General features: G+C 64.6%; 25 protein-coding genes, 2 tRNA genes and 1 pseudogene. 15 read left to right on the forward strand and 13 right to left on the reverse strand.

The window, feature by feature from the left end:
- The first annotated feature begins 297 nt into the window (after nt 1-297).
- From BFL28_RS13730 to BFL28_RS20765, 3 genes are all read left to right on the forward strand, one after another.
- Nucleotides 298-1224 carry a hypothetical protein gene (locus tag BFL28_RS13730; protein WP_131818654.1) on the forward strand — a complete coding sequence of 309 codons (927 nt, stop codon included), beginning with the start codon at nt 298-300 and terminating at the stop codon, nt 1222-1224.
- Between the two features lie 250 nt (nt 1225-1474).
- Complete coding sequence (locus tag BFL28_RS13735; RefSeq protein WP_069321124.1) at nt 1475-3100, forward strand: DUF927 domain-containing protein; 1626 nt, start codon at nt 1475-1477, stop codon at nt 3098-3100.
- 162 nt (nt 3101-3262) lie between these two features.
- The gene (locus BFL28_RS20765) at nt 3263-3781 is read left to right on the forward strand and encodes a hypothetical protein (RefSeq protein WP_173655758.1); all 519 of its coding nucleotides are present in this window, start codon (nt 3263-3265) and stop codon (nt 3779-3781) included.
- Between the two features lie 9 nt (nt 3782-3790).
- Here BFL28_RS20765 and BFL28_RS13740 read toward each other — a convergent pair whose 3' ends face one another.
- Both BFL28_RS13740 and BFL28_RS13745 read right to left on the reverse strand, forming a co-directional pair.
- Nucleotides 3791-5011 (reverse strand): tyrosine-type recombinase/integrase, encoded by a 1221-nt coding sequence (locus tag BFL28_RS13740; protein ID WP_069321125.1) that lies wholly within the window; start codon nt 5009-5011, stop codon nt 3791-3793.
- Between the two features lie 190 nt (nt 5012-5201).
- Nucleotides 5202-5291, reverse strand: a tRNA-Ser gene (locus BFL28_RS13745).
- A 223-nt stretch (nt 5292-5514) separates the two neighbouring features.
- Here BFL28_RS13745 and BFL28_RS13750 point away from each other — a divergent pair.
- From BFL28_RS13750 to rpsD, 3 genes are all read left to right on the forward strand, one after another.
- Nucleotides 5515-6234: a DUF1134 domain-containing protein gene (locus BFL28_RS13750; protein WP_241527334.1), complete on the forward strand. Its 720-nt coding sequence runs from the start codon at nt 5515-5517 to the stop codon at nt 6232-6234.
- 63 nt (nt 6235-6297) lie between these two features.
- The gene (locus BFL28_RS13755; protein WP_131818656.1) at nt 6298-6549 is read left to right on the forward strand and encodes a hypothetical protein; all 252 of its coding nucleotides are present in this window, start codon (nt 6298-6300) and stop codon (nt 6547-6549) included.
- Between the two features lie 189 nt (nt 6550-6738).
- Nucleotides 6739-7353, forward strand: a complete 615-nt coding sequence (gene rpsD / locus BFL28_RS13760; RefSeq protein WP_069321128.1) for a 30S ribosomal protein S4 — start codon at nt 6739-6741, stop codon at nt 7351-7353.
- Nucleotides 7354-7436: 83 nt separating this feature from the next.
- Here the strand turns inward: rpsD and BFL28_RS13765 are convergent, their stop codons facing one another.
- Genes BFL28_RS13765 through BFL28_RS13775 form a run of 3 tightly spaced genes read right to left on the reverse strand, consistent with a single transcriptional unit; the run spans nt 7437 to nt 9704 of the window.
- Entirely contained in the window at nt 7437-7721 is a 285-nt protein-coding gene (locus BFL28_RS13765; RefSeq protein ID WP_069321129.1) for an Hpt domain-containing protein, read from the reverse strand.
- The gene (locus BFL28_RS13770) at nt 7714-8085 is read right to left on the reverse strand and encodes a response regulator (RefSeq protein WP_069321130.1); all 372 of its coding nucleotides are present in this window, start codon (nt 8083-8085) and stop codon (nt 7714-7716) included. The genes BFL28_RS13765 and BFL28_RS13770 overlap by 8 nt, the downstream gene beginning before the upstream one ends.
- Nucleotides 8082-9704, reverse strand: a complete 1623-nt coding sequence (locus BFL28_RS13775; protein WP_173655759.1) for a GAF domain-containing sensor histidine kinase — start codon at nt 9702-9704, stop codon at nt 8082-8084. Before BFL28_RS13775 ends, BFL28_RS13770 begins: the two co-directional genes overlap by 4 nt.
- 152 nt (nt 9705-9856) lie before the next feature.
- Here BFL28_RS13775 and BFL28_RS13780 point away from each other — a divergent pair, with 152 nt between their 5' ends.
- The 4 genes from BFL28_RS13780 to BFL28_RS13795 are packed head-to-tail and all read left to right on the forward strand — an operon-like array spanning nt 9857 to nt 13271.
- Complete coding sequence (locus BFL28_RS13780; RefSeq protein WP_069321132.1) at nt 9857-10225, forward strand: response regulator; 369 nt, start codon at nt 9857-9859, stop codon at nt 10223-10225.
- On the forward strand, nt 10225-10623 hold the full coding sequence (locus BFL28_RS13785; protein WP_069321133.1) for a response regulator transcription factor: 399 nt from the start codon (nt 10225-10227) through the stop codon (nt 10621-10623). The genes BFL28_RS13780 and BFL28_RS13785 overlap by 1 nt, the downstream gene beginning before the upstream one ends.
- A 49-nt stretch (nt 10624-10672) precedes the next feature.
- Nucleotides 10673-12250, forward strand: coding sequence for an alpha-amylase family glycosyl hydrolase (locus BFL28_RS13790; protein ID WP_069321134.1), 1578 nt, complete (start codon nt 10673-10675; stop codon nt 12248-12250).
- 10 nt (nt 12251-12260) lie between these two features.
- Nucleotides 12261-13271, forward strand: coding sequence for a glycosyltransferase family 4 protein (locus BFL28_RS13795; protein ID WP_069321135.1), 1011 nt, complete (start codon nt 12261-12263; stop codon nt 13269-13271).
- Here BFL28_RS13795 and thpR read toward each other — a convergent pair.
- Nucleotides 13261-13797, reverse strand: coding sequence for an RNA 2',3'-cyclic phosphodiesterase (thpR, locus tag BFL28_RS13800; protein ID WP_069321136.1), 537 nt, complete (start codon nt 13795-13797; stop codon nt 13261-13263). The two genes, BFL28_RS13795 and thpR, sit on opposite strands and share 11 nt — an antisense overlap.
- Before the next feature lie 119 nt (nt 13798-13916).
- Here thpR and BFL28_RS13805 point away from each other — a divergent pair, with 119 nt between their 5' ends.
- A complete protein-coding gene (locus tag BFL28_RS13805) occupies nt 13917-14663 on the forward strand; it encodes a Bax inhibitor-1/YccA family protein (protein ID WP_069321137.1) in 747 nt (248 codons plus the stop codon).
- Between the two features lie 140 nt (nt 14664-14803).
- On the forward strand, nt 14804-15058 hold the full coding sequence (locus tag BFL28_RS13810; RefSeq protein WP_069321138.1) for a hypothetical protein: 255 nt from the start codon (nt 14804-14806) through the stop codon (nt 15056-15058).
- 60 nt (nt 15059-15118) lie between these two features.
- On the opposite strand, the gene BFL28_RS13815 is transcribed toward BFL28_RS13810, so the two are convergent.
- Genes BFL28_RS13815 through BFL28_RS13830 form a run of 4 tightly spaced genes read right to left on the reverse strand, consistent with a single transcriptional unit; the run spans nt 15119 to nt 19022 of the window.
- Nucleotides 15119-16435, reverse strand: coding sequence for an amidohydrolase (locus BFL28_RS13815; protein ID WP_069321139.1), 1317 nt, complete (start codon nt 16433-16435; stop codon nt 15119-15121).
- Nucleotides 16436-16473: 38 nt separating this feature from the next.
- Nucleotides 16474-17091, reverse strand: coding sequence for a DUF4893 domain-containing protein (locus tag BFL28_RS13820; protein ID WP_069321145.1), 618 nt, complete (start codon nt 17089-17091; stop codon nt 16474-16476).
- A complete protein-coding gene (locus BFL28_RS13825) occupies nt 17088-17873 on the reverse strand; it encodes a 3-hydroxybutyrate dehydrogenase (protein WP_069321140.1) in 786 nt (261 codons plus the stop codon). The genes BFL28_RS13820 and BFL28_RS13825 overlap by 4 nt, the downstream gene beginning before the upstream one ends.
- 9 nt (nt 17874-17882) lie before the next feature.
- Nucleotides 17883-19022, reverse strand: coding sequence for a patatin-like phospholipase family protein (locus BFL28_RS13830; protein ID WP_069321141.1), 1140 nt, complete (start codon nt 19020-19022; stop codon nt 17883-17885).
- Nucleotides 19023-19123: 101 nt separating this feature from the next.
- On the opposite strand from BFL28_RS13830, the gene ypfJ reads away from it, so the two are divergent.
- The gene (ypfJ, locus tag BFL28_RS13835) at nt 19124-20017 is read left to right on the forward strand and encodes a KPN_02809 family neutral zinc metallopeptidase (RefSeq protein WP_069321142.1); all 894 of its coding nucleotides are present in this window, start codon (nt 19124-19126) and stop codon (nt 20015-20017) included.
- Complete coding sequence (locus BFL28_RS13840; protein ID WP_069321143.1) at nt 20017-20481, forward strand: GreA/GreB family elongation factor; 465 nt, start codon at nt 20017-20019, stop codon at nt 20479-20481. The genes ypfJ and BFL28_RS13840 overlap by 1 nt, the downstream gene beginning before the upstream one ends.
- Nucleotides 20482-20574: 93 nt before the next feature.
- Here BFL28_RS13840 and BFL28_RS13845 read toward each other — a convergent pair whose 3' ends face one another.
- Complete coding sequence (locus tag BFL28_RS13845) at nt 20575-21567, reverse strand: DUF2171 domain-containing protein (RefSeq protein ID WP_241527335.1); 993 nt, start codon at nt 21565-21567, stop codon at nt 20575-20577.
- A gap of 201 nt (nt 21568-21768) precedes the next feature.
- Here BFL28_RS13845 and BFL28_RS13850 point away from each other — a divergent pair.
- A tRNA-Ala gene (locus BFL28_RS13850) sits at nt 21769-21844 on the forward strand.
- A 114-nt stretch (nt 21845-21958) separates the two neighbouring features.
- Here the strand turns inward: BFL28_RS13850 and BFL28_RS13855 are convergent.
- A complete protein-coding gene (locus BFL28_RS13855; RefSeq protein WP_079247161.1) occupies nt 21959-24292 on the reverse strand; it encodes a hypothetical protein in 2334 nt (777 codons plus the stop codon).
- A pseudogene (locus BFL28_RS21805) lies at nt 24189-24474 on the reverse strand (hypothetical protein); the annotation flags it as partial. The pseudogene BFL28_RS21805 and the gene BFL28_RS13855, both read right to left, overlap by 104 nt.

Below are 24474 nucleotides of genomic sequence, written 5' to 3' on the forward strand. Positions count from 1 at the left end.
CCGCCTCAGCCTCCTTCAGGATGCCAATAATCTGCTCTTCCGAAAACTGCTTCCGCTTCATCTGTCCGTCCCTTGTAGGGGCCGGTCTCTAGTTCCAACTGGATGAAGAAACGGGGGTCACGTCACCCAAAATTTGGAACCGCTCGTGGCGACAGTGAACGAAACTGCCGGACTGCTCCGTTGCGGAACGTCCAAAGTCTGGATGATGCTGGCATCTGGCGAACTCGAGCGCCGCAAGGTGGGCCGCTGCACGCGTGTGACGATGGCGAGCATCCGCAAGGTAGCAGGGCTGTAACCATGAAGAAGAATGGAAAGCCGTCACGGGGCCCGAAGGGGCACCCGCCGAGGAAACGCGCCGTTACGCCGAAACTCAAGAAGGACACCGGTCTTCACGGATCACTGAGAGTCTGGACGGAAGCCGACAGCTGTAAGCAGGATCTGAAGCGGGCGGCGGGTTTGATCAATGTTGCTGAGGCATACCCGGTCAATGTCGATGCTGCTCATGCACGGCGCTTGGCTCGGAAGTTGTATCGTAGTGGCGATAAGGGGGACTTCCCGGACAATCCGGCATCGTCGCTCCGCATGTTCGTGGAGCAGGCATGGATCGTGGCTGCATTGCTTGCACTGCATCGACTGTATACCGCTGCGATGGCACCGATCACGTTCGCCATCGTGCCGCGGCACTGGACCTACCGAACTGACGAGCTGGACGGCGCCGATATACGCAAAATGATGGAGGCGTTTCGGACTGACCTTTACAAGGCAGGCGCCCGAGCCGCAGGTGGATGGCTCTATGTCTTTTTGCATGGTGAGTACGACGGCGAACATGGCGTGTTCCGTCTACATCTGCACGGGCTCTGTAGCCGGGAGATGATCCCGGTCCTGCGGGCGTTGCGGGAGTTCTGGCGATACAAGACCAGCAAGTGCGAGAAGGATGGCAGCCGTGCTGCAATCTACCGGCCTATCCGCATGCGCCTGAAACCGCTCTACAACATGCCCGCGCCGATCAGCTATATCGTGAAGGCATTTTGGCCATCCCGGCCTGTGTTCATCGGTGCCGATGGAACTCGGCGACGTGTCCGGTCAGGACAACGAATTCCCGAACCCCATCATTCCCAGGTCCTGCTATGGCTTGATCGGTGGAAGGTCACGGACCTCGAACTGCTGATTGGCCTGCGTCGTACCAAGTCAGGCTTCGTCCGCACCCAGCGCGGTATGCGCTAGTGTTAAACGAGAAATAGGCCGGATTTGCAGAAATAGGTCCAAGTTGGGGTGTGTGGAGACGTCTGGGGCAGGTTTTGACGGGAGGGTGGTGGCAACACTGCATGTCCCCTCATTGGCTTGCTCCAGCCATATGACGGCTGCCCGGGCACTTGGCCGAGACGCCGGTGCAATCGGTGTTTTTCAGCCGATCTGCTGATCCCGCCCACTCCCCAGAATCACCGATTTCACCACCAAGTTAGGAGGGAGCCTCATGGCCGCACCCAATCAACCGCACGTGATCGAACTGACGCTTCCGAACGGCCAGCCGGTCATTGTCTCGGGCGTCCAATCGCTCAACAAGACCAATTACTTCAAGTTCGAATTCCACAAAAAATCAGCGTATCTGGAACAGGGCGTATTCGTAACAGCACCGCACGAAGCGCGAAAGCAGCTGCACGGCTGGGGCCTTTCCATCGTAGGCGCCCGGCCATGGAACGAATTGGTGGCAGCAGTTGGTGAGGTTGGCGACTTTGTTCCGGATCGCTTAACTGACCGACCAGGTTGGACCGATAGGTACTTCACCAGCCAGTTCGGCAAAGTGTACTCTCCGAAGGGAGAGACAAATGCGCGCGCCACGTTCCGCACCAGCTCGAAGGCAGCCGCCAAGGGCACTTTCCGGTCATGGAAGCGCAAGGTGGCGCGCCTGCTTACTGGGCAGAACCTGCCGATAATTGCGGTGCTTGCCGGGCTGGCGGGGCCATGCCTTGCCATTGTCGGCGAAAGCCAAAACTTCGGGTTTGAATTCTGGGGAAAACCGGAATCCGGTAAATCGACGTGTCTGCGGCTGATGAAGGCGGTGTCGGGCGATCCAGCCGATCTGCCAAATTTCAACAGCACGTTGGCCGGGCTGGAGACGCTGTTTGCCTCTCACAATGACGTCGGCTTCCCAGTCGACGAGGCTAACCTCGCATCGCGCGGCGGCGAGTTCATGACAGATTTTGCGTTCCGCATGGCGAATGGCACCACCCGCTTGACCGCGTTCCAACCAGGCCAGCCGCAATCGCGCTTCGTGTTCGGCACGACTTCCAACCAGCCATTCTACGATGGTTTGCGCAAGGCGGATCGCAATATAGCGGACGCCGCCTTGCAGCGGCTGATCCCTTTGCATGTCCCGCCCGACAATCCGCTCGGCGTGTTCGATCGGCTGCCTAAGGGTTTTACGACATCCGGTGCCCTGGCAGCTTACATCAACGATGCCATCGGGATGTCCTACGGTCGCCCCCTTTCTCGAATGCTCAAGGCGTTGGTGAACGCGCGAGCTGCCGATGCGGCTGGGCTCCGTGCCAAAATGCTGGAGCACATCAGAGTATTCGAGACGATTGTCGGCGTTTCGCAATCTGAGCGTGGCACGACCCGGGTGTCACACGCTTTCGGGCTGCTCTATGCCGTCGGTGAATTCGCGAAAGCCCATAAAATCCTTCCGTCAGCCTGGGATTGCATGGCGGCGTGCGTGGCTGGCTATCGTAATTACCAGGCGCAGCTGCCGGATCACACGCCGGTTACCGCACGGCTGTCGACGATCGCACAACGACCGGAAACTCTCGACCTGCGAGAGGGCCCTCTGCCTGATCTCAGCGACGAAGACCTCGAGCGCCACGGCGCTTTCATTCACTGCGGCAGGGGCGGGCGTATCGAACTGCTTCTGACTGAGGTGGTTCAACGCGAGTTTTTTCCAGATTGGACAGCGCTGCAGCATGCGCTCGATCGAGACCCTTCGTTTCTCCGCGAGCGGGGCCGACGACAGTTGCACCGCACGATTCGTCGGTGCGGGGACCGCAAGCGTTTCTTTTGCTTTGTGTTATTCCCCGAGGTGGCTGGTGGCTTGACTAGGCTGTGAATCGATTCGACCGCCGTCGGCCTCTTCGGCGCTGGATGGTCAACCAAGTGTTCCCAAGAGAGTACCGACATGGACTGTCGTGGACTTCGGTGGATTCTTTAAAATGTACATCAAGCGATGTACTATCCTTCCCTCACTAACGAGAAGCAAATGGTGATAACCGTGACCCACTATCGCATTAATAAAATGGGCAATCTCGCTGAGGACGGGATCTATATGGCCGAACATTCTCAGGTTTCATTCTGGGTTTTCCGTGCGCACTGCGGGACCAACTTTGCCATACAATTGAATGAGTCGCCGTATGCCCCAAAATTTAGCTTTTATGATATAACTAAAGCTGACTTGGGTCTCGGCATTTGGATTGGAACAGGCGAATTAGAGACCGGAGCGAGGGTAACCAATTCGGGAAGCCGAAGAGCGGGTGTGCTGGTGCTTAAGAACTCAAATTTTCACTTTAGGGCAACGCTGCCAGATGGTCGTGGCTACAATGTTCCGATTCCCTATCAGGGGGTTGGATGCGAGAGGTGGCACGGTTACTCATATTGTTATGACTGGACACTGTGGTGCCGCGTCGCAAATCACCGTTTTCCTTTCATGAACGCGCCTGAGTTGCCGGTGCGTACGGTACCATATCCGGGACGATCGATTGAACTGCGCTATTGTGCTGGCTACGATGCCTGAAGTGAGAACCTAATCAGCTTCGCGTTCCCCAGCTTGGGGCGCTCTTCCACTTTCAACACGTTCGACACAGTACCGTCCCCAATCAGACATGAGCTCGCGCCGCTTATCAACGGCGCGGCCTCTTCTGTACGCACGCTCCACGGCTGATTCTATCGTATGCGCGAGGGCCATCTCAATCTCCTCGCGGCCAAACTGTGTCAGCTCGCCCGCCCAATCCCGGAACGTCGATCGAAATCCATGCACGGTGATATCGCCGCGATTCATTCGCTTAAGTAGCTGCGACAGCGCCATATCCGACATCGCGCCGCCGCGCTGCGCCGGGAAGACAAGGGTCTCGGGTTTCACCTTTGCCGGTTTCACGGCTTCAAGGATCGCAACGGCGCCATCGCTGAGCGGGACCTGGTGGGTCTGACCGGCCTTCATACGCGTTCCCGGAACGGTCCACAGGCGCGCCTCCAGATCGACCTCGTCCCAGGTCATGCCACGGGTTTCCCCTGACCGAGCTGCGGTCAGGATCGTAAATTCGAGCGCGCGAGCTGCCATGGCCGGCCGCTTCCTAAGTTCGACCATGAAGTCGGCCATCTCTCGGAATGGCAGCGCCGCATGGTGCTTGACCTCCGTCTTGGGCCGCTTCGGCAGAAGAAGGTCGAGGTGCCCCTTTCCGCGTGCAGGGTTCTCGCCGGTGCGCAGGCCCTTCACCTTCGCAGCATCGAGCACTCGCTCAATCCGGCCACGGACCCGAGAGGCAGTCTCTGCCTTAGTCAGCCAAATAGGCTTGAGCACCTCCAGCACGGCGGCGGTGGTCACATCCGTGATCGGCAGGGGAAAGAGTGGGGCGGCATAGGTCGTCAGCGTATTGCGCCACTGCTGGCGATGCTTAGCGTTGGCGAACCCGCTCTCGATGGCGTCTAGCCAGTCGATTGCGAACTTGCCGAAAGTGAGCACGGGCTGCGCGGCTACCTTGGCACGCAATCGTTCGGCTTGAGGATCCTGTCCCTCCAGCACCATAGCGCGCGCTTCAGCTGCCTTCTCGCGTGCTTTCGCCAAGGATACATCAAGGTCAGAGCCGAGCCCCATCTCACGGCGCTTGCCGTGCAAAGTATATACGAACAGCCACGACCGCGATCCGGTCGTACGAACTCGAAGGTAGAGGCCGCCGCCATCGGAATGCACCCCGACCTTTGTAAGTGTGGCTATCTGCTTTACGTTCAGCTTGTTTCGTACGCGCATCGGCTGCCCCCTCCGCCGTAGTAGGCAGGGCAATGCCGGAGAGCAAGTCATACTCTCGGTCATACTTTTGGCGCTGGACTGTCGTGGGACGTCGTGGACTCTGATGGATTGATATGTAGGGATAAACGGCTGATTTCTCAGCTTTTCATCGTCCAGCGTAGTCCATGACAACCCACCGAAGCCCAGGATCTGGCGGAGACGGAGGGATTCGAACCCTCGGTACAGTTTCCCGTACGACGCTTTAGCAAAGCGTTGGTTTCAGCCACTCACCCACGTCTCCGGCGCCTGGCTGGCGAAGCGCGGGCTATAACGAGGGTGCATCACGGGATCAACGCCCGATTGGCGGGATTTTGCATTGGCCGGCCGGACTCGGGTCGGCGCAAAATCGACTCGGGTCATCGCCGGTTCATTGCCGTACCGGCAGGGGCGGTCTTATGCGACACTGGCGGGAGGGACTAAACATGCGGCGCGCGTTGATTTTGCTTGGAATACTGGCGGCAACAATGCCGGCCGCGGCGCAGACCATCCGTAGCTTCGATCCCGACAGCGCGATCGACCGGGACCTCAACCAGCCGCAGACCCAACCGCAGCCACCCGCGCCACAGACGCCGCTCGCCGGCGAGGAGCCGGTCGACACCGGGTCGCAGGATTCGACCTATCCCGCCGCGCCGCCCTCCGCGCCGGCCACGCCTGCCGCCCCCGCCGTCCAGAGCGGCGCGCTGACCAAGCCCGAGGCCCCAGCCACCTTCGACCGGGTACGCGTGGTAAGCGCGGCCGAAGGCGTGTTCGGCAAGGGCGCGACCGGACTTGCCTCGTTGCTGGAAGACATTCTGAAGGACCAGGGCGAACCCAATGCCTATATCGCTGGCAGCGAGGGGTCGGGCGCCCTGGGGGTCGGGCTGCGCTATGGCTCGGGTCAGATGGTTCATGCCGTCGAGGGCGAGCGCAAGGTGTTCTGGACGGGCCCATCGGTCGGATTTGACGTCGGGGGCGACGCGAACAAGGTGTTCGTGCTGGTCTATAATCTTTACGACAGTCAGGAACTCTACAAGCGCTTTCCCGCGGGGGAAGGTCGCGTTTATTTCGTCGGCGGCTTCTCGGCCACCTATCTGCGTCGCGGTGATGTGGTGCTGATCCCGGTGCGGCTTGGCGTCGGCTGGCGCGCAGGCGTCAATGTCGGCTATCTCAAGTTCAGCGAAAAGAGCCGCTGGTTTCCCTTCTGATCCCTGCCTGTGCAAGCACGTTGCCGCCGCTGCCAAGTGGTTGTAGTAACGGCAGAAACTTCAGTGGGTGAGATGAGCATGATTCTGTTGAGTGCGGCGCTGGCGCTGGCATCGTTTGAAACCGTGGCCGCTCCACCGCAGCAACCTGCGCCCGGGGCCGAGGCCGAGCGCAAGATCTGCCGCGTGGAGGGCGCGCCCACTGGATCGCGCATGTCGCAAGGCAAGCGCGTATGCCGCACGGCGAGCGAATGGGCGGCCGAACGCCGTCGCGTCGACTCCGATGCTGATCGCGTCAAGCGCAGTGTCGAACCCTGATCGAACATCGGGCGTGCTGGTCTGACGCCTTCGATTGACTTTGCGGGCGGGCGCGGCTAACCGCGCGCCTTCGCAATCGGCCCTGCACTCCGGTGAAGCAGCGGCCCTGTGTTTCGGCACAGGCGAAACCGGAAGCGCGATCAGGTGGCAACGCCGGGTCAACGTCACAGCAGTTGTAAGGAATTGAATATGTCGAAGCGCTCAAGCGCCAAGTTCAAGCTCGACCGCCGGATGGGCGAAAACATCTGGGGTCGTCCTAAGTCGCCGGTCAACAAGCGCGAATACGGTCCGGGCCAGCACGGCCAGCGCCGCAAGGGCAAGATGTCGGACTTCGGCATCCAGCTGCGCGCCAAGCAGAAGCTCAAGGGCTATTACGGCGACGTCACCGAAAAGCAGTTCCGCAAGACCTATGACGAGGCTGCGCGGATGAAGGGCGATACCAGCCAGAACCTGATCGGCCTGCTGGAACAGCGCCTGGACATGATCGTCTATCGCGCCAAGTTCGCGCCGACGATCTTCGCCGCGCGTCAGCTGGTCAACCATGGCCACGTCAAGGTGAACGGCGAAAAGTGCAACATCGGTTCGCGCCGCATCAAGCCGGGCGAGACCGTCGAGCTGGGCGGCAAGGCGCAGGAGATGGCGCTGGTGATGGAAGCGCAGAGCCTGGCCGAGCGCGACATCCCTGATTATGTCGCCCCGGACGGCGCTTCGAAGGTCACCTTCACGCGCGTTCCGACGCTGGACGAAGTGCCCTATCCGGTGAAGATGGAGCCGAACCTGGTCGTCGAGTTCTACTCGCGCTAAGTTTCCGGCATCAGCCGAACAGAAGAAGGCGGTCCTGCGGGGCCGCCTTTTTTGTTGGCGTACCCTGGCGTCCGCCGTGCCGGCTAGGGCGCTTCGATCCGCGGGACTTCGGCGAGGAGCCGGTCGATCAGCGCGCGCAGCCGCACCGGCGAGCGGCCGGCGTCCACCGCTTCCTCCACTTCACGCGCGACTTCGCCCAACGCCGCAAAGCCGAACATCCCGGCGCGTCCAGCCAGGCCGTGGCACAGGTCGCGCACGGCATCCCATCGCTGCGCCTGAACGTGCTCGGCCATCGCCCGTGCCTCACGCGCGGTCTGCGCCACGAACCGTTCGCGCAAGGCGGCCATCCGCGCGTCGAAGTCAGCCATCGAGCAACGCCCGCACCTGCTGTGCCAGCGCCATCGGATCGAACGGCTTGGCGATGACACCGCGCGCGCCGAGCGCCATCAGCGCATCGATATCGCGCGCCTGGGTGCGTGCCGTCACGAAGATGACGGGAATGTCCGCCGTTTCCGGCTGATCGCGCAGCGCGCGGAGCGTGGTCGGTCCGTCCATTCCGGGCATCATCATGTCGAGCAGGATGAGAGCGGGCCGCCAGTCGCGCGCCATGCCCAGCGCCGCCTCGCCCGAAGCGCAGTCGCGCGGCTCGAAGTCTGGATCGAGTTCCAGCGCCATGGCCGCGACCTCGCGCAGATCGGCTTCGTCGTCGACATAGAGGATGCGCGTGGTCATGCCTGCGCCTCCGGTTCGACAAGCGGCAAGGTCACGTGGAAGGTCGCACCGGGCGGGGGCGCGGGATCGATCGCAATCTCGCCGCCATGCGCGTGAACGATCGCCTGGCTGATCGCGAGGCCGAGGCCCGTGCCGGCATGTTTCGGCTGCTGCGCGCCGCTATCCTGCGCGAAACGATCGAACAGCCGCGCGCGGAAATCGGGCGACACGCCGGGCCCGCGATCGGCCACGCTGATCCGCGCGCTGCCGCCCTCGACTGCGAGCGTCACGTCCACCCGATGCCCCTCGGGCGAGAACTTGGCGGCGTTGGATAAGAGGTTCGCGACGACCTGATGCAGCCGGGCATGGTCGAAGCGTACGACGACCGGATGATCGGGCACCGTCAGGGTCAGGCCAATCTTGAACCGCTCGGCAAAGGGCTGGTTCTCTTCGACCGCATCGGCGAGAAGCGCGCGCAGGTCGCCCGGCTCGAGCCGGAATTCCACCTTGCCGGATTGGAGCTTGTCCATGTCGAGCAAGTCGTTGACGAGGTTGCCGAGCCGCTGGACGTTGCGATAGCCGACGCTGACCAGCCGGACCGCGCGCTCCGGCAATTCGCCCGCCGCGCCCGATGCCATCAGGCCGAGCGCGCCGGAGATGGCGGTAAGCGGCGTGCGCAGTTCATGGCTGACGGTCGAGACGAGTTCATCCTTCAACCGCGCCGCCTGCCGCTCATGCGTCACATCGCGTGCGGTCAGGATGAAACGGCCTCCCGAAATCGTCCGGCGGCGAACGTCGAGGATGCGGTCCGCGCGCTGCACCTCGATGTCGCGGGCATCGCTGGCGCGGACCGACGCGACGAAGCCCGCCGCGATCCGCGCGGGATCACCCGGACCCAATTCGCCACGCTGGGCCGTCAATGTCATCAGGTCGGCGGCGTGCACGCCTTCCCGGATCTGCTCCGGCCGATAGTCGAAGAGCCGCATGAAAGCCTCGTTCCATACGGTCAGACGCAGGTCGCCGTCGAATAGCGCGACGCCTTCGCTGACATTCTCGACTGTCAGGGTCAGCAACTCACGTTCGGCGATCACGCGCTGGCCTTGCGCTTCGGCGGCGAACCGGTCGACGCGCAATTCGATCATGTCGGTCACCGTGTCGGCCAGCGCGGCCAGGCGCCGACGATCGGCGGCGTCGAAGGTGCGCGGCTTGCTGTCGAGCAGGCACAGCGTGCCGAGCGCCAGCCCGTCGATGCGCAGCGGGGCGCCGGCGTAGAAGCGAGCATGCGGGAAGTCGATCACCAGCGGATGCCGCACGAACCGGTCGTCGCGATGGGTATCCGGCACCACCATCACTTCGTCGCCCAGGATGGCGAAGGCGCAAAAGGCCACATCCCGCGCGGTGCCGGTGGAGTCCATGCCGCACGCGCCACGAAAACACTGCGCATCCGATCCGACGATCGACACGAGCGAGATCGGCATGTCGAACAGGTCGGCAGCGAGCCGGGTCACACGATCGAATGCCGCCTCGCGGCCGATCCCGCCGAGCTTGTAGCGCTCGATGGCTGCCAGGCGGTGCGCCTCGCTGGCCGGGATGGGAGGAATTGACCACCCGCGTTCGACGACTTCAGGCACGGATGCCATGACACTCCTTTCGTCCCCGCCGGGCGGTCCTATCCGCCCAAACATTACCAGCAGGTAGGCCTCCGGTCGGCGCAACATGGCTAAAATCCTGTTAGCCACGATTGCGCGTCCCGACCCGGAACCGGCACGCGGGCATGCGGTTGAGAAGGGAAATGGCACGCATCATCATTGCTGAGGACGATCCCCTTGTCGGACAGATTGCGCGCGACGCGCTGATCGACGCGGGGCATGGCGCGGGTGTGGTTCCCAACGGCGCCGACGCGCTTGCGGTGATCAAGGCGCGGCGACCCGACCTTGTCATCCTCGATTGCAACATGCCGGAGATATCGGGCGTGAACGTGGTCCGCGAACTGCGCAAGCTGATGGACTTTGCCGACTTGCCGATCCTGATGCTGACCGGACGCCGCAGCGAAGCGGACGAAGAACTGGCCCGGTTCGCCGGCGCCAACGACTATCTGCGCAAGCCGTTCGACCCCGATCAGCTGGTCTTTCGCGTCGAGCAACTGCTGGAGAAGCATTGATGGCCCGGATCATCTATGTCGAGGACGATCCCATTGTCGCCGAGCTGGTGCAGACCATATTGGGCGAGGCGGGCCATATCGTCGGCATTGTCGCGCATGGCGAGCTGGGCCACGACACCATCTATCTCAAGCAGCCTGATCTGGTGATCCTCGATCGCGACTTGCCCGGCATGGACGGGATCGAGATCCTCAAGTCACTGAAACAGGTCGCTGGCCTGTACCGCACCCCGATCCTGATGCTGAGCGCCAACCGCAGCCAGAAGAGCATCGACGAAGCGATGGCGGCCGGTGCGCTCGACTATCTGGTCAAGCCGTTCGAACCGGCCGACCTGATCGCGCGGGTCGAGGCGTGCCTTGTGCCTGTGGAGCCGGTGTTCCGCCGCCCACGCGGAACCTAATCCGGCCTGCGTCGCTATTGCGGGACTGACGCATACGGGGGCGAAACGAATGCCGGCTACGCGGCCCTGGTGGGAACGGGGCGTCGTTTATCAAATCTATCCGCGATCGTTTCAGGACAGCGACGGGGATGGTGTGGGCGACCTTGCCGGGATCGAGGCGCGGCTGGATCATGTCGCCTCGCTGGGCGTGGACGCGATCTGGCTGTCGCCGATCTTCCCCTCGCCGATGAAGGATTTCGGCTATGACGTCGCGGATTATTGCGGGGTCGAGCCGATGTTCGGCAACCTTGCCGCCTTCGACCGGCTACTCGCCGCAGTGCATGATCGCGGCCTGAAGCTGATCCTGGATTTCGTCCCCAATCATAGTTCGGATCAGCATGACTGGTTTGTCGAGAGCCGCTCCTCGCGCGACAACCCCAAGCGCGACTGGTATATCTGGCGCGACCCCAAGCCGGACGGCTCACCGCCGAACAACTGGATCAGCGATTTCGGCGGGTCGGCCTGGGAATGGGATGCGGCGACCGGCCAATATTATCTGCACGCGTTCCTGAAGGAGCAGCCCGACCTCAACTGGCGCAACCCGCAGCTGCGCGCGGCGATGTTCGACGTGCTGCGCTTTTGGATGGACCGCGGCGTCGACGGGTTTCGCATCGACGTGCTGTGGCACATCGTGAAGGCCGAGCATTTCGGCGACAATCCGCTCAATCGCGACTGGACGCCACAGCGCACCGAGCGCGACAAGGTTTTGCAGATTCATTCGACTGACCAGCCCGAGGCGCATGCAATCTCCGCCGAGTTCCGCAAGCTGGCGGAAGGATATGGCACCGATCCGGACAATGGGCGCGTGCTGATCGGAGAGATTTTCCTACCCAACGACGCCCACGCGCGCTGGTACGGCATCCCGGAACGGCCGCAGGTCCACCTGCCGTTCAACTTCCAGCTGATCGAGAATGGCTGGGATGCCGGAACGCTGAAGCAGGTGATCGGCGAATATGAGGCTTCGCTTCCCGATTTCGGCTGGCCCAACTGGGTGATCGGCAGCCATGACGCGCCGCGCATCGCCGCCCGGGTCGGTGAGTGCCAGGCGCGGGTCGCGGCGATGCTGCTGCTGACGCTGCGCGGCACGCCCACGCTTTATCAGGGGGATGAACTCGGTATCGGCGAGGTGCCGATCCCGCCCGATCGCGTTCGTGACCCGCAGCATCTGCGCCAGCCGCACCTGGATATCGGCCGCGACCGGTCGCGCACCCCCATGCCATGGGACGACACGCCATTCGCCGGCTTCAGCAGCGTCGAGCCGTGGCTACCGCTCAATCCGGACTGGCGTGACCGCAACGTCGCGGCGCAGGACGGGGAACCGGCCTCGATGCTCACGCTGTATCGCCGCCTTCTGGCGCTGCGGCGGGCCGAGCCGGCGCTGTCCGTGGGTGGGTTCCACCTGCTCGATGCGCCGGACGGGGTGCTGGCCTATTCGCGCACGGCGGAGGGCCGCACGCTGCGCATCCTGCTCAACCTGACCGACCAGCCGCGTGCGATCGACTGGGACGGCGACGTCCTCCTCTCGACGCTCCACTCCCCTGCCCGCCCCGGCTCGCTCCAGCCCGACGAAGGCCTCATCCTTGCATGAAAATCGCGCGATGAAGATTGCAATGCTCGCTCCCATCGCGTGGCGTACCCCGCCACGGCATTATGGGCCTTGGGAACTGGTCACGAGCCTGCTGACCGAGGCGCTGGTCGCGCGCGGCATCGACGTGACGCTGTTTGCGACGCAGGACAGCCTGACTGCCGGTACGCTCGCCGGGGTCGTGCCGGCTTCTTACAACGAAGACCCGGCGATCGACGCAAAGGTCTGGGAATATGCCCATCTCGCCCATGTGTTCGAGCGGGCGGGCGAGTTCGACATCATCCACAACCAGGCGGATTTTCCCGCACACGCTTTCGCCAACCTGACCGACACGCCGATGGTGACGACGATCCACGGCTTCGGATCGGACCGCATCCTGCCGATGTACGTACCCTATCAGGACCGCGTGCATTACGTCGCGATCAGCGACGCGGATCGGCATCCGGCGCTGCGCTATGCCGCGACGATCCATCACGGCATCCCGATGGACGACTTCGTGTTCGATGCGCGAGGCACCGACGACCTGCTGTTCTTCGGCCGCATCCATCCCGACAAGGGTCCCGTCGAGGCGATCGCCGCTGCGCGGGCCAGCGGTCGAAGGCTCGACCTGTACGGCGTGATCCAGGATGCGGGCTTCCATGAGCGTGAGGTGCTGCCCGGCGTCGATGGCGAGCGGATCCGCTATCACGGCCCGGTCGGCGGCGACGCGCGCATCCAGGCGTTGGGCAAGGCGCGCGCGATGCTTCATCTCATCAATTTCGACGAACCGTTCGGCCTGTCGGTGATCGAAGCGATGGCGTGCGGCACGCCGGTAATCGCGATCAATCGCGGATCGATGCCCGAGCTGATCGAAGATGGCGTTAACGGCTTTCTGGTGAACAGCGTCGACGAGGCAGTGGCAGCGATCGAGCGCGTCGGCGAACTCGACCGCGCGGCCGTCAGACAGAGCGTGGTCGAGCGGTTCAGCGTTCAGCGCATGGCCGACCGCTATATCGAGCTGTACCGGCGCATCCTCAGCCGTTGAGCGGATAGCACTCGACCGGTTCATAGATCGATCCGCCCTGCCCCAAATGGCTTTCGTACAGGACCATGTGCTCGACCCGGAACGGCGGGCTGGCAAGGCCCGCATGATCGGCAACGAAGCGGTCGAGCGGCGGTGAACCGCCGCCCAGCCGCGCGAGTGTGATATGCGGCAGATAGGCGCGGCGCTCGGGTTCGAGCCCCACGCGCACCAGCGCTTGGTCGAGCTTGCGGTGCAGCGCCGCCAGCGGTTCGCGCGGCGCAACGCCCGCCCACAGGGCGTTCGCTCTGCCGCGCGTGTCGAAGATGCCGCAGCCTGACAGGCGCAGTTCAAGCGGCGCGGCGTGGACCCCGCCGAGCGCCGCCGCGACATCGTCGGCCGTGCGAGCGTCGACCTCGCCGATATAGCGCAGCGTCACGTGCAGCTGATCGTCGTCCTGCCAGCGCGCGCCGGGGACCCCCTCCATCAAGTCGAGCAACGCCGTGCGAATGCCGGACGGGGGGCGGAGCGCGACGAACAGCCGGTGCATGACGGCCGGTTTAACCGTTTATGTCGAAGGGCGCGATGCCGGTTTTGCTTGAAATCGGACGCCCGACCCATGATATTGCGTAACATCCGGCGGAATTTCGCCGGGCAAAGGAGTTCGTGATGGCTAATTGGTCTGACCCCCAAACGACCGCCGCGCCGTACGCGACGGCCGCAGGTGCGCGCGCCGGTGCCGCGTACGATGCGGGGCTGCGGTCCTATATGCTTTCGGTTTACAACTACATGGCCTCGGGCGTGCTGCTCAGCGGCATCGTCGCCCTGCTGTTCAGCTGGGGCGGTGAAACCTCGATGGCCGCGTCGGTCTTCGCCAATGGCGGCCCGCTGGTATGGGCGATCATCCTGTCGCCGCTGGCCATCGTGTTCGCGATGAGCTTCGGCCAGAACAAGTTCTCGACCGGCACGCTGCAGGTCCTGTTCTGGTCGTTCACGGTGTTGATGGGCCTTTCGCTCTCGACGCTGCTGCTTCGCTACAGCGGTGAATCGGTCGCGCAGGCGTTCTTCGCCGCTGCCGCCGGCTTCGCGGGCCTTAGCCTCTATGGCTATACGACGAAGAAGGATCTGTCGGGCCTCGGCAGCTTCCTGATCGTGGGCCTGATCGGCATCATCGTGGCGTCGATCATCAACATCTTCACCCAGTCGGGTACGCTGGCGCTGATCATCAGCATCGCGGGTGTGCTGATCTTTGCGGGCCTCACCGCCTATGATACGCAGCGCATCAAGAGCATGTATCAGTATGTCGCGGGCACCGACATGGTCGGCAAGGCCGTGATCATGAGCGCGCTGACGCTGTATCTGGACTTCATCAACATGTTCCAGTTCATCCTCAGCATCATCGGCAATCGCGACTAATCGCTCTTAAAATCCGAGACTGCGAAGGCCCGGCGGGAAACCGCCGGGCCTTTTTGCTGGGCGGCATTTTGTTGCGCTGCCGCAAGGAACATGGGTTCACGGCGCGCGTTTCCAGTTCGACACACCGGGAGTTTATACCGATGACCGAACCGCGAGACCCTACTACCGGCCGTGGCGACGCCGGCACCGACACGTCGATCGAGGAACGGCTCGAGAAGAATCCGGAAAGCAAGCAGGCGCGCCTCGATCGCGCGCTCGACGAATCCATGGATGCTTCCGACCCGCCCGCGACCACTCAGCCGATCCATTCGCATCAGGCACCCGCTTCATCGGGCTATGATGCGGAGAAGGAGAAGCAGATGGCCGAGGAGAAGGCGCGTCAGCAGGACGCCTAAGCTTTCCTACTGCAACATCCGGGGCGGGCGATCCGGACCGATCGCCCGCCCTTTTTGCTGCTAGCGTTTCAGCACGTCCAGCGCCGCCGCGGTCATCGCCTCGCTGGCGGTCGCAATGACCTTCTCGGCGTCAGGCGCCCATTTCGAGCTGTGAAGGGAGGGCAGCCCCTTGCCGCCGTTCGCCTGCGCCGCATCCCATTTGTCCTGCGGCACGCCGCCGACCCAATAGATCACGCTCTGGATCGTCGGATCGGCGATGACGTAGCGGCCGAAATCCTCACCCGCCATGGTCGGGGGCACGTCGCGGACGCGATCCTGGCCGAACCGCGCGGTGAACAGGGTTCTCAGCTGCGCGGCATACGCATCGGTGCTGACCGTCGGCGGCGTGAACGGATCGCGCACCTTGACGATCGGCTCGGGCGCGCCGGCGGCGACCGCCTCCCCCTTGGCGATGCGCTCGATTCCGTCGAGCAGCGCCTGGCGCACCTCCGGCGTATAGGCGCGCACGGTCAGCAGCAGCAGCGCCTGTTCGGGAATGATATTGTGTCGCGTGCCGCCCTGGAAGCTGCCGACCGTCACGACCGCGCTGTCGAGCGGATCGATTTCCCGCGCGACCAGCGTCTGGAGCGCCGAGACGATCCGCGCTCCCAGCACGATCGGATCCTTCGTCGTGGCGGGATAGGCACCGTGGCCGCCCATGCCTTTCACCGTGATGTCGACCGAATCCACACTGGCGAAGGTCGGGCCGGGGCGGATGCCGATCACGCCAGCGGGCAGCGCCGCGCTGTTGTGGAAGGCGATGGCATAGTTCGGCTTGGGAAAGCGGGTGTAGAGCCCGTCCTTGAGCATCGCGAGCGCCCCGGCACTGTTCTCCTCGGCCGGTTGGGCGACCATGACCACGGTGCCCTTCCACTTGTCCTTCATCGCGGCGAGGTTGCGCAACGTGCCCACCCAGGCCGCCATATGCGTGTCGTGCGCGCAGGCGTGCATGATGCCGGTCTCGACGTCCTCGGGGGTCTTGCCGCGCACGGTGGACGCGAACGGCAGCCCGGTCTCCTCGGTCACCGGCAGGCCGTCCATGTCGGCACGGATCAGGATGACGGGGCCGTCGCCATTCTTCATCACCGCGACGACGCCGTTACCGCCGACCTTTTCGGTCACGGTATAGCCGGCCTTCTTCGCCTCTGCCGCCAGCTTCGCGGCGGTCTTTACCTCGCCCAGGCTGAGTTCGGGATTGGCATGAAGGTCGCGATAGAGCGCCATCAGCGACGGCAGCTCCTTCGCGGTGGCGCTACGAACCGGATCGCTCTGGGCAGCGGCAGGGGCGGTTGCGGTCATGGCCAGGACACTCGCGGCGGCGATCAGGGACAGTCTCATGCCACCAGCCTATGCCGCCCCGCCCCGCTCGGCAACCGTCAGGCGGGCACGATCTCGACCACGTCCAGCTGCGATTCGAAGCTGGGCCAGGGCAGGACCAGCCGCCAGCGGCTGACGCCGATCCGCTCGACATAACCGGCCATGTTGCGCTGCGTGTCGAGACCGTATTCGAGCGGCACCTTCTCGTCGCCCAGCTCCAGCGTGCCGAGGAACACGACGCGTGCCTCGGTATCGGCATAGAGCCGGCCCATCGGGCGCTGCTTGCCGTCCAGCTGGACCAACGCCGGAATGTCGCCCGCGCGGCCGATGCGGCACCGCTGCCACGGCAAGGCGTTGAACTCGCGCAGCCCGGGCCGCTTGGCGCCCAGCTTGAACGTGCGGCAGCGATAGTCGCCGGCGGGCGGCATGGCGTTGGTCATCGCCTGATCCGGCTCGAACAGCACGCCGCCCGCACCGATCGCGGCGGCATCGACCGCACGTGCGCGGGGCAGCGCTTCAACCCATGCCTTGCGCCAGTTGCGCAGGCGATCGCGTTCGTGCTCGGTGGTCAGCATGCGCCAGCGCGTCTCGGGCGGGCTGGTGTAATCGAGCGCGCCGCCCTTCGCACAGGCAGCAAGTGACAGCGCGAACGACAGCGCAAGGGCGAAGCGCTTCATGCCGCGGTCCATCCGCCATCCATCGAATAATTGGCGCCGGTGATCTGTGCCGCTTCGTCGCGGCACAGGAACAGCGCGAGTGCGGCGACCTGATCGGGCTGAACGAACTGCTTGGTCGGCTGCGCCGCGAGCAGGACGTCGTTGACGACCTGCTCGCGCGTCAGTCCGCGTGAGGCCATGGTGTCGGGAATCTGGTTCTCGACCAGCGGAGTCCAGACATAGCCGGGCGAGATGCAGTTGACCGTCACGCCATCCACCGCGGTCTCGAGCGCGATCGTCTTGGTCAGCCCGGCAATGCCGTGCTTGGCCGCGACATAGGCCGATTTGTTCGGGCTCGCGACCAAGCTATGGGCCGAGGCGGTGTTGATGATCCGGCCCCATTTCGCGGCCTTCATATGCGGCACGCCGGCGCGCATCATGTGCCAGGCCGACGAGAGGTTGATGGCGATGATCGCATCCCACTTCTCGACCGGGAAATCCTCGATCCTGGCGACATGCTGGATGCCGGCATTGTTGACGATGATGTCGGGACCGCCGACCTCGGCATGACAGCGTTCGACCATCGCATAGATCGCGTCGGGTTTGCTCATGTCGGCGGCATCGTACAGCGCCCTGGCGCCGCTCGACGCTTCCAACGCAGCGCGCTCTGCCTCGATTGCCTCCGCCTCGCCAAAGCCGTTGATCATCACGCTCGCGCCTTGCGCGGCCAGCGCCTTGGCGATGGCGAGGCCGATGCCGGAGGTGGAGCCGGTGACGATGGCGGACTTGCCCTTGAGGAACATGCGGACTCCCTAGCGTGCGAGGTCGAAAGCGGATGTGCGGCCATCGATGATGTCGGCGGCGACCAGTTGTGCGTTCTCCATCGTGCGCGCCGTGTCAACGCGTCCGGCATGCCAATGTTCTTGCATCGAGCGTGCGGAGAATTCGAAATCGCGGCTGCCGCCCTCCCAGGCGTTCGCGCGGTAGATGAGATGCACCAGGCTGACCGGCTGCTCGTCCGCGATGCGGCGCAGTGCCGCGACATCGGGATCGTCGCGCAGTTTAGGCGGCAGCTTGGCCAGCACCTTGCGCATCGCCTCCCGGTCGCGTCGCAGGCGCATCCGCTCGGCCGACACCTGGCGCGTGCGGCTGGAAAAGCGGATTTCCTTCTCGCGCGCCAGCACGTCGGTGATCGTGCGCGGCATCGCGGCGGCGGCCGAGAATAGATCGACCTGGAACACCAGCATCGCGTCGCCCTGATGATCGAGAACATGGGTGAGCGGGGTATTCGAGACGATGCCGCCGTCCCAATAAGATTTGCCGTCGATCTCGATCGGCGGCAGGCCCGGCGGCAAGGCCCCCGACGCCATGATATGCCGCGCGTCGATACGCTCAGCGCTGGTGTCGAAATAGCGGAAATTGCCGCTCTCGACCTCGACCGCACCGACCGAAAGCCGCACCGGGCCATCGTTCAGCAGGTCCCAGTCGATCAGTTCGTCCAGCGTGTCGGCAAGCGACGAACTGTCATAGAAACTGAGCGCCCCCTCGCTGCCCGGCGGGGCAAGGCCCGGCGGCACGAAGCGGGGGCTGAAGAAGCCCGGCACCCCCTGCGCCAGCACCATGGCGGCAGAGGCCTCGTGCACCGCCTCGCGGATCCAGTCCTGGGGAAAGATCGGAAAGCTTGGCAACGCACTGGTCGCGCGCCGCCAAAAGGCAGTCAGCCGTTCCACCCGCCGCTCGGGCGGATTGCCCGCGACGATCGCGGCATTGACCGCGCCGATCGAAATGCCGGCGACCCAGTCGGGCGAAATGCCGGCTGCGGCCAGCCCCTCGATCACCCCGGCCTGATAGCTGCCGAGCGCCCCGCCCCCTTGCAGCACCAGCGCCACGCAGTCGGGCAGCGGAAGCGCCGGTTGGCGGCGTGCTGGAAGGTCGGCATCGGCCATCGCCATTCATTTGGCCGCTGCCGTGCTCAAGGGCAATGGCTCGATTGCGCGTGCAACGTCCGGCCGCCTCAGGCATTGTTACGTCAAACGAATGAAGGGGTTCCGCCATGCGGCTCGACGATCTCGATCCCAGCAACAATGTCCGCGATCTCGGATCGGGCGGCGGCGGCGGCCTGGGCGGAGGTGGCGGCAACATCCTGCTCGGGCTGCTGCCGATGCTGCTCGGCAGCCGCATGGGCTGTGGCACGATCGCGCTGATCGGCATTGCCGTGGCGGCGTTCATGGCATTCGGCGGCGGTGGTGGACTGCTCACCGGCGGCGGCGCGCCCACGGATCGCGGAGCACAGACCAGCCAGAACAAGCCGTGCGACACGCCCGAAGAGCTTCAGGCGTGCCGCGTGATGACCAGCACCGAACAGACCTGGGGCGCGATCTTCCGCCAGCAAGGACAGCAATATCCCGCGCCTACGCTCAATTTCTATCAGGGCGGCGTCCAGTCGGGCTGCGGCTCGGCAACATCGGCCGCCGGCCCTTTCTATTGCCCCGGCGACCGCGGCGTCTATCTGGACACCAGCTTCTTCCGCGAACTGGCGCAGCGTTTCGGCGCCGCGGGCGATTTCGCGCAGAATTACGTCATTGCGCATGAGGTCGGTCACCACATCCAGAACGTCACCGGAACGATGGAGCGCGTGCGGCGCGAGCAGAGCCGGATGAGCCAGGCCGAGGGCAATGCGTTGTCCGTCCGCGTCGAGCTTCAGGCGGACTGCTATGCCGGCGTGTGGGCCGCGCAGAACCGGGACCGGCTGGAGCCCGGCGACATCGAGGAAGGCATGCGCGCCGCCAACGCGATCGGCGACGACACGCTCCAGCGCCAGGCACAGGGCACCGTCGTACCGGAGAGCTTCACGCATGGCACCTCGGCCCAACGCACCCAATGGCTGCAGCGCGGCATCGAGTCGGGCGATCCGGCGCGATGCGATACGTTCAGCGGCGAGATCTGATGAGCGTCGCATTCCGCAGAGAGAGCGACGAGGACCATAAGGAACCAAGGTTCGAGCTTCCCATACCGCCCGGTGCCAACCTGGTCACCGCGCGCGGCCTGGCGCTGATCGGTCAACGCATCGCCGCGCTGGAAGCCGATCTGGCGTCCGCCGAAACCGACGAGCGGCGCGAAGCGGTACGGCGCGACCTGCGCTACTGGCACACGCGCCAGACCACGGCGGAACTGGCCCCCGTGCCGGGTGAAGACACGGTCGCGTTCGGATCGCGCGTGCGGTTCCGGCTGAACGGGCGTGAGCGGCAGATCGATATCGTCGGGGCGGACGAGGCGGATCCGGCGACCGACCGCATCGTGTTCACCGCGCCGCTCGCCACGGCGCTGATCGGCACGGAACCCGGCGAAAGCGTCGAGTTCAACGGCCGCGAGGACGCGATCGAGGTGATCGCAACCGGGGCAATCCCGTAACCGCTTCGTTCGATCGGTAACAAGACAAAGGGCCCGGACGTTGCCGTCCGGACCCTTGGTCAGGCCGCGCTAGGGCGGCCCGCTTGGGAGCGTTTAATAGGTGCCAGAAAAGCTGCGGTTGAGATAGCGCGCGCCGCGCTGGTCGTCCTGCTCGCCGAACAGCGCGCCGCTACGCTCCTCGTCCTTCCACGCCGACTTGGCTTCATCCGCCGTCTTGCGGATCGTCACCTTGTCGTCGACCGACTGGATCCAGCGCGACGGGATCGAGTGATGATGGCCGCCGGCATCGGCGTCATTCTTGGTCAGCACGATGCGGTCGCCGCGCACCTTGTCGACCGTGCCGACATGCTGCCCGTCCGAGCCGACGACTTCCATATGCTCGGCCACGCGCGACAGCGACGTGCGCTGGCCCTGACGCTCGGTCCGCCAGGTCGCGAACTCATTCTCGAATTTTGTCGCATTCTCGCGGCGATATTCGTCATAGTCGCGGTCGAAGTCGGCAATCTGGCGGCTGCGCCAGCCATGGTAATGATCGTCGCGATCGTCCCGTCGGCTGCTCGAGCGGCCCCAGCCATCGCCTTCGCGGGCATCGTAGCGCGCGTCATATTCGCGGCGGCGTTCGGCTTCCTCGTCGCCGAACCACGAGCGGACCTCGTCGCCCGCGCGGCTGAAGAAATCGCGATCCTGATAGCTATAGCCCTCCGGCCGGCGATCGTAGCCGCCGCGGTTGCCCTGAGACTGCGTACGACGGTGGTCGCCCCAGTCGCCACCGCGATAGTCGTTGCCGCGGTCGCTGCGCTGGCTGCTGCTGAAGCCGCCATAGCTGCGGTCCTGATCGCGGTCCCAGCCGCGGCCGCCGAAGCGGCCTTCATCGCGCCCGCTCTGAACGCCATAATAGTCGCGCCGGCCCTGTTCGCGGTCACGATAATCGTCGCGTCCGCGGCCATATTGACCGGCGGCGACATATTCGCGCGCGCTCGATCGGCCGGTGTCGCCACCATAGTCATAGCCGGTGTAATCGTCGCCATCGATGCGGCCGTTCCATCGGTCGTCGCGATTGTTTCGCGGATATCGATCGTAACCCACAGGAGCTCTCCTCATGCCGTGGTTGATGGGCGCGCAGACGCGCTGCCCGGACGAGGAAAGAAAGGCTGATCCAAGTGAATGTTCCGCAGTTCGGCGCACGCTTCGGCGCATCCGACGTTCGGGAAAAACCGCGCGAAGGCTGTTGCGCGGCATCGGCGGCGGCGCTAGAGGAAGCGCCTTCCGGCAAGCCGGGCGTGGAGCGGGGCTGTAGCTCAGATGGGAGAGCGCTGCAATCGCACTGCAGAGGTCAGGGGTTCGATTCCCCTCAGCTCCACCAGCCCTAGGCGCCGAAATCCTACACCGAATATAGCGCTTCTCTCGGCTTAACCTGGGCCTGTTTTCCGGCGTCCCCGCCCCGCTCGAAGCAGGGCGGGGACGCCGGCATTGCGCCTCAGGGCAAGTCCACCCGGTTGTTCACGCGAGTGACTTCGAGCGCGTCGTCTCGCAGCGAGACGCGCACGGTCAGGCCGCTTGCCGAGGCGCCGGCCGGAACGGTCAGGCGCACCTGCGCCGTCTTGGGCAACAGGTCGGTCGGTGCCGGCAACGCAGGGATCGCCGCACGCGCGATCACCTGATCGCCGCGCAGCAGCTGCGCCTCGCCGCCCGGTGCCGCGACCGCGCCCAGGCTATGCACGGTTACATCGACGCGTCGCCCGCTGCGCTTCACGTCATCGCTGCCGATGCCCAGGTCCGGACGCTGTTCGACCGGCATGGTCTCGCGTACGAGTTCCAGGTCGATCACCGTCGTGGTACCCGGCGCAAAGCTAACTGGCAGGGCGCTGCTCCGCTCAAGCAGCGCAGTCGTCGGCGGCGCGAGCGGGGTCAGCGTCTTGCCCTCGTCCGTGCTGGTCGACATGGCGACGCGCCATTCGCCCGCGACGATGTTCCACGTCGACATGGTGGCCGCCTGTGCCACCGCGCTGAGATTATAGGCGATGACCCGCAGCTTGGTGGGTGTCGCATTGGGAACGAGGATGGCGACCTGCTCGGCAGCGCCGGCCTCAGCGAACTGCCAGCTAACCGCATGGCCAGGCATGTGCAGGTTGCGCGAAAGCGCGATGCCGCCCAACCGCGCGCGCTGCAGCAGCTGGCTCGGCTGCTCGACGCGATCCGACCACCAATGCCCCTTGGTGTACATCCACTCGTGCTGCAGCTTGTCGAGAATCGCATCGCCATGCAGCTTGGCGAGTGGCGCGGTGTCGCCCGTGGCCTGCCATTTGACGAACAGCGTATACGGATCGCTCCCCTTGTCGGCCGCGACCGCATCGCGCCACGCGCCGCCCTGCGCCAGCGTATCATAGACATTCTCCGGAATGTCATTGAGCGTGGCCGGACCCGATCGGGCAACGCGAGCCGCGATCGGCGCCAGATATTTGGTGTCGCCGGTAAAGCGCCAGGCGGTCCAGACCGACTGCAGGGGGATGGTCGCGCCGCCGCCGTCGCCGACCCGCTCCTTGTCCGAATACCAGTTGATCTCGTTGGGGTAGCTCATCACCCCCTTGGCGTCGGGCTTGCCGTGCGCGAGCCAGCCGTCCACGGTCTCCGTGACCAGCGCGCGCGCCTGCGGGCTGCCGTTATACAGGCCAAGCAGGCTGGGGCCGTGCAGCACTGTGAAGGCATAGGGCTTCTGCCAGCTCCACGGCTCGTCGCGATAGATTTTGCGGCCGCCATACCAGCTCGACGCGAAGTGGCGGTGGCCGGCGGGATTGACCAGCAGCACGCGCTGCAACCCGCGCGTATTGTCCATCAGCCGTTCGATCGCCTTTGGCTCGCCCCAGTTGAGATAAAGGCGGGCAGCGTTGGTGTTCAGCCCTTCCTCATAGGCGTGGAGCTCGTCGGTCGCGATCCGGCCGAGGCCGTTCTCGATCATCCCATTCTTGTAGACCGCGTCGGACAGCGCGCGCAGCGACGCGTTCACCTTGTCCGGAATGGCGCCCATCAGCGCGAGGCCCGGCCATTGCTGAACCAGATCGACGTCGTCCGAGATGCCGCCGCCGAAATCGCCATAAGACACCTGACGCTCGTCGATCCACCATTCGATGAAGCGGCGGACCAGCTTCAGGTCCTCGACCTGGTTGAACGCCCACCCAGGAACCCCTGCCGGTGCCTGTGGCGGGGTGACGGGCGGCAGATTTTCCGGGCGATAGTTGATGTCGGCCCAATAGGCGCGACCCTGTTCATGATCCGGATCGACGCGCAGCAGGTCGGTGATATCGGCGAACAGCCGCTGGTACAGGCCGGCCCGCTTCGAGGCGGTATGCTCCTCGACCAGAAAGCCCCAATTGTCGGCGACCTGGTTGAAGCGGTCGGCGACATGTTCGGCCTTGGCCGCCTCGCGCGGCTTGAACACTAGGCGAATGCCTGCGCCGTCCAGCGCGGTCGCGTCAAAGTCGGGCGCGGCGGACGCGATGGCGAGATAGAGGCTGTCGTGCGGCAGGATGCGGTCGCGCAGATCCAGCCACAGCGTGCGCTTCTCGCCCGGGCGGACCGACACCGAAACGTCGATCATGTCACGGCCCGGCCAGATCGGGTCCTTGACCTTGATGTTCAGCGGGATGACGCCGCGCGCATTGCCGGCCAGCTTCAATGCGGGCAGGTCGATGGCGATGCCGTCCAGCCCGTCATGGATGTTCTGCCAGCCATAGTCCCAGGCGCGCGCGATCGGCTGATCCGGCGGCGCGTCGCCGAAGCTGGCCGGGATCAGGACATGGACGATGCCTGCCATGCCCTTGGCCCGCTCGACCGTTGCCGACCCGCCCGCCGCGCCCGCGCGATTCATGGGGGCTGAGCAGCATCACGAGGCCGGCCGCCAACACGCAGATCGGCACGCCGACCGCCAGGATTGCGGTGTAGGAACCGGTCGCGTCGAACACGAAGCCGAACGCCAGCGGTCCAAGGCCCATCGCC

The sequence above is a fragment of the Sphingomonas turrisvirgatae genome (genome assembly GCF_001721295.1).
Classification (GTDB): Bacteria; Pseudomonadota; Alphaproteobacteria; order Sphingomonadales; family Sphingomonadaceae; genus Sphingomonas; species Sphingomonas turrisvirgatae.

Coding starts and splice junctions, on each gene's coding strand:
- BFL28_RS13785 (WP_069321133.1), top strand. CDS start 10,225: ATGGCCCGGATCATCTATGTCGAGGACGATCCCATTGTCGCCGAGCTG.
- BFL28_RS13810 (WP_069321138.1), top strand. CDS start 14,804: ATGACCGAACCGCGAGACCCTACTACCGGCCGTGGCGACGCCGGCACC.
- BFL28_RS13825 (WP_069321140.1), bottom strand. CDS start 17,873: ATGTTCCTCAAGGGCAAGTCCGCCATCGTCACCGGCTCCACCTCCGGC.
- ypfJ (WP_069321142.1), top strand. CDS start 19,124: ATGCGGCTCGACGATCTCGATCCCAGCAACAATGTCCGCGATCTCGGA.
- thpR (WP_069321136.1), bottom strand. CDS start 13,797: ATGCACCGGCTGTTCGTCGCGCTCCGCCCCCCGTCCGGCATTCGCACG.
- BFL28_RS13830 (WP_069321141.1), bottom strand. CDS start 19,022: ATGGCGATGGCCGATGCCGACCTTCCAGCACGCCGCCAACCGGCGCTT.
- rpsD (WP_069321128.1), top strand. CDS start 6,739: ATGTCGAAGCGCTCAAGCGCCAAGTTCAAGCTCGACCGCCGGATGGGC.
- BFL28_RS13820 (WP_069321145.1), bottom strand. CDS start 17,091: ATGAAGCGCTTCGCCCTTGCGCTGTCGTTCGCGCTGTCACTTGCTGCC.
- BFL28_RS13795 (WP_069321135.1), top strand. CDS start 12,261: ATGAAGATTGCAATGCTCGCTCCCATCGCGTGGCGTACCCCGCCACGG.
- BFL28_RS13750 (WP_241527334.1), top strand. CDS start 5,515: ATGCCGGCCGCGGCGCAGACCATCCGTAGCTTCGATCCCGACAGCGCG.
- BFL28_RS13765 (WP_069321129.1), bottom strand. CDS start 7,721: ATGGCTGACTTCGACGCGCGGATGGCCGCCTTGCGCGAACGGTTCGTG.
- BFL28_RS13790 (WP_069321134.1), top strand. CDS start 10,673: ATGCCGGCTACGCGGCCCTGGTGGGAACGGGGCGTCGTTTATCAAATC.
- BFL28_RS13805 (WP_069321137.1), top strand. CDS start 13,917: ATGGCTAATTGGTCTGACCCCCAAACGACCGCCGCGCCGTACGCGACG.
- BFL28_RS13840 (WP_069321143.1), top strand. CDS start 20,017: ATGAGCGTCGCATTCCGCAGAGAGAGCGACGAGGACCATAAGGAACCA.
- BFL28_RS13780 (WP_069321132.1), top strand. CDS start 9,857: ATGGCACGCATCATCATTGCTGAGGACGATCCCCTTGTCGGACAGATT.
- BFL28_RS13815 (WP_069321139.1), bottom strand. CDS start 16,435: ATGAGACTGTCCCTGATCGCCGCCGCGAGTGTCCTGGCCATGACCGCA.
- BFL28_RS13740 (WP_069321125.1), bottom strand. CDS start 5,011: ATGCGCGTACGAAACAAGCTGAACGTAAAGCAGATAGCCACACTTACA.
- BFL28_RS13770 (WP_069321130.1), bottom strand. CDS start 8,085: ATGACCACGCGCATCCTCTATGTCGACGACGAAGCCGATCTGCGCGAG.
- BFL28_RS13775 (WP_173655759.1), bottom strand. CDS start 9,704: ATGGCATCCGTGCCTGAAGTCGTCGAACGCGGGTGGTCAATTCCTCCC.
- BFL28_RS13730 (WP_131818654.1), top strand. CDS start 298: ATGAAGAAGAATGGAAAGCCGTCACGGGGCCCGAAGGGGCACCCGCCG.
- BFL28_RS13855 (WP_079247161.1), bottom strand. CDS start 24,292: ATGGCAGGCATCGTCCATGTCCTGATCCCGGCCAGCTTCGGCGACGCG.
- BFL28_RS13735 (WP_069321124.1), top strand. CDS start 1,475: ATGGCCGCACCCAATCAACCGCACGTGATCGAACTGACGCTTCCGAAC.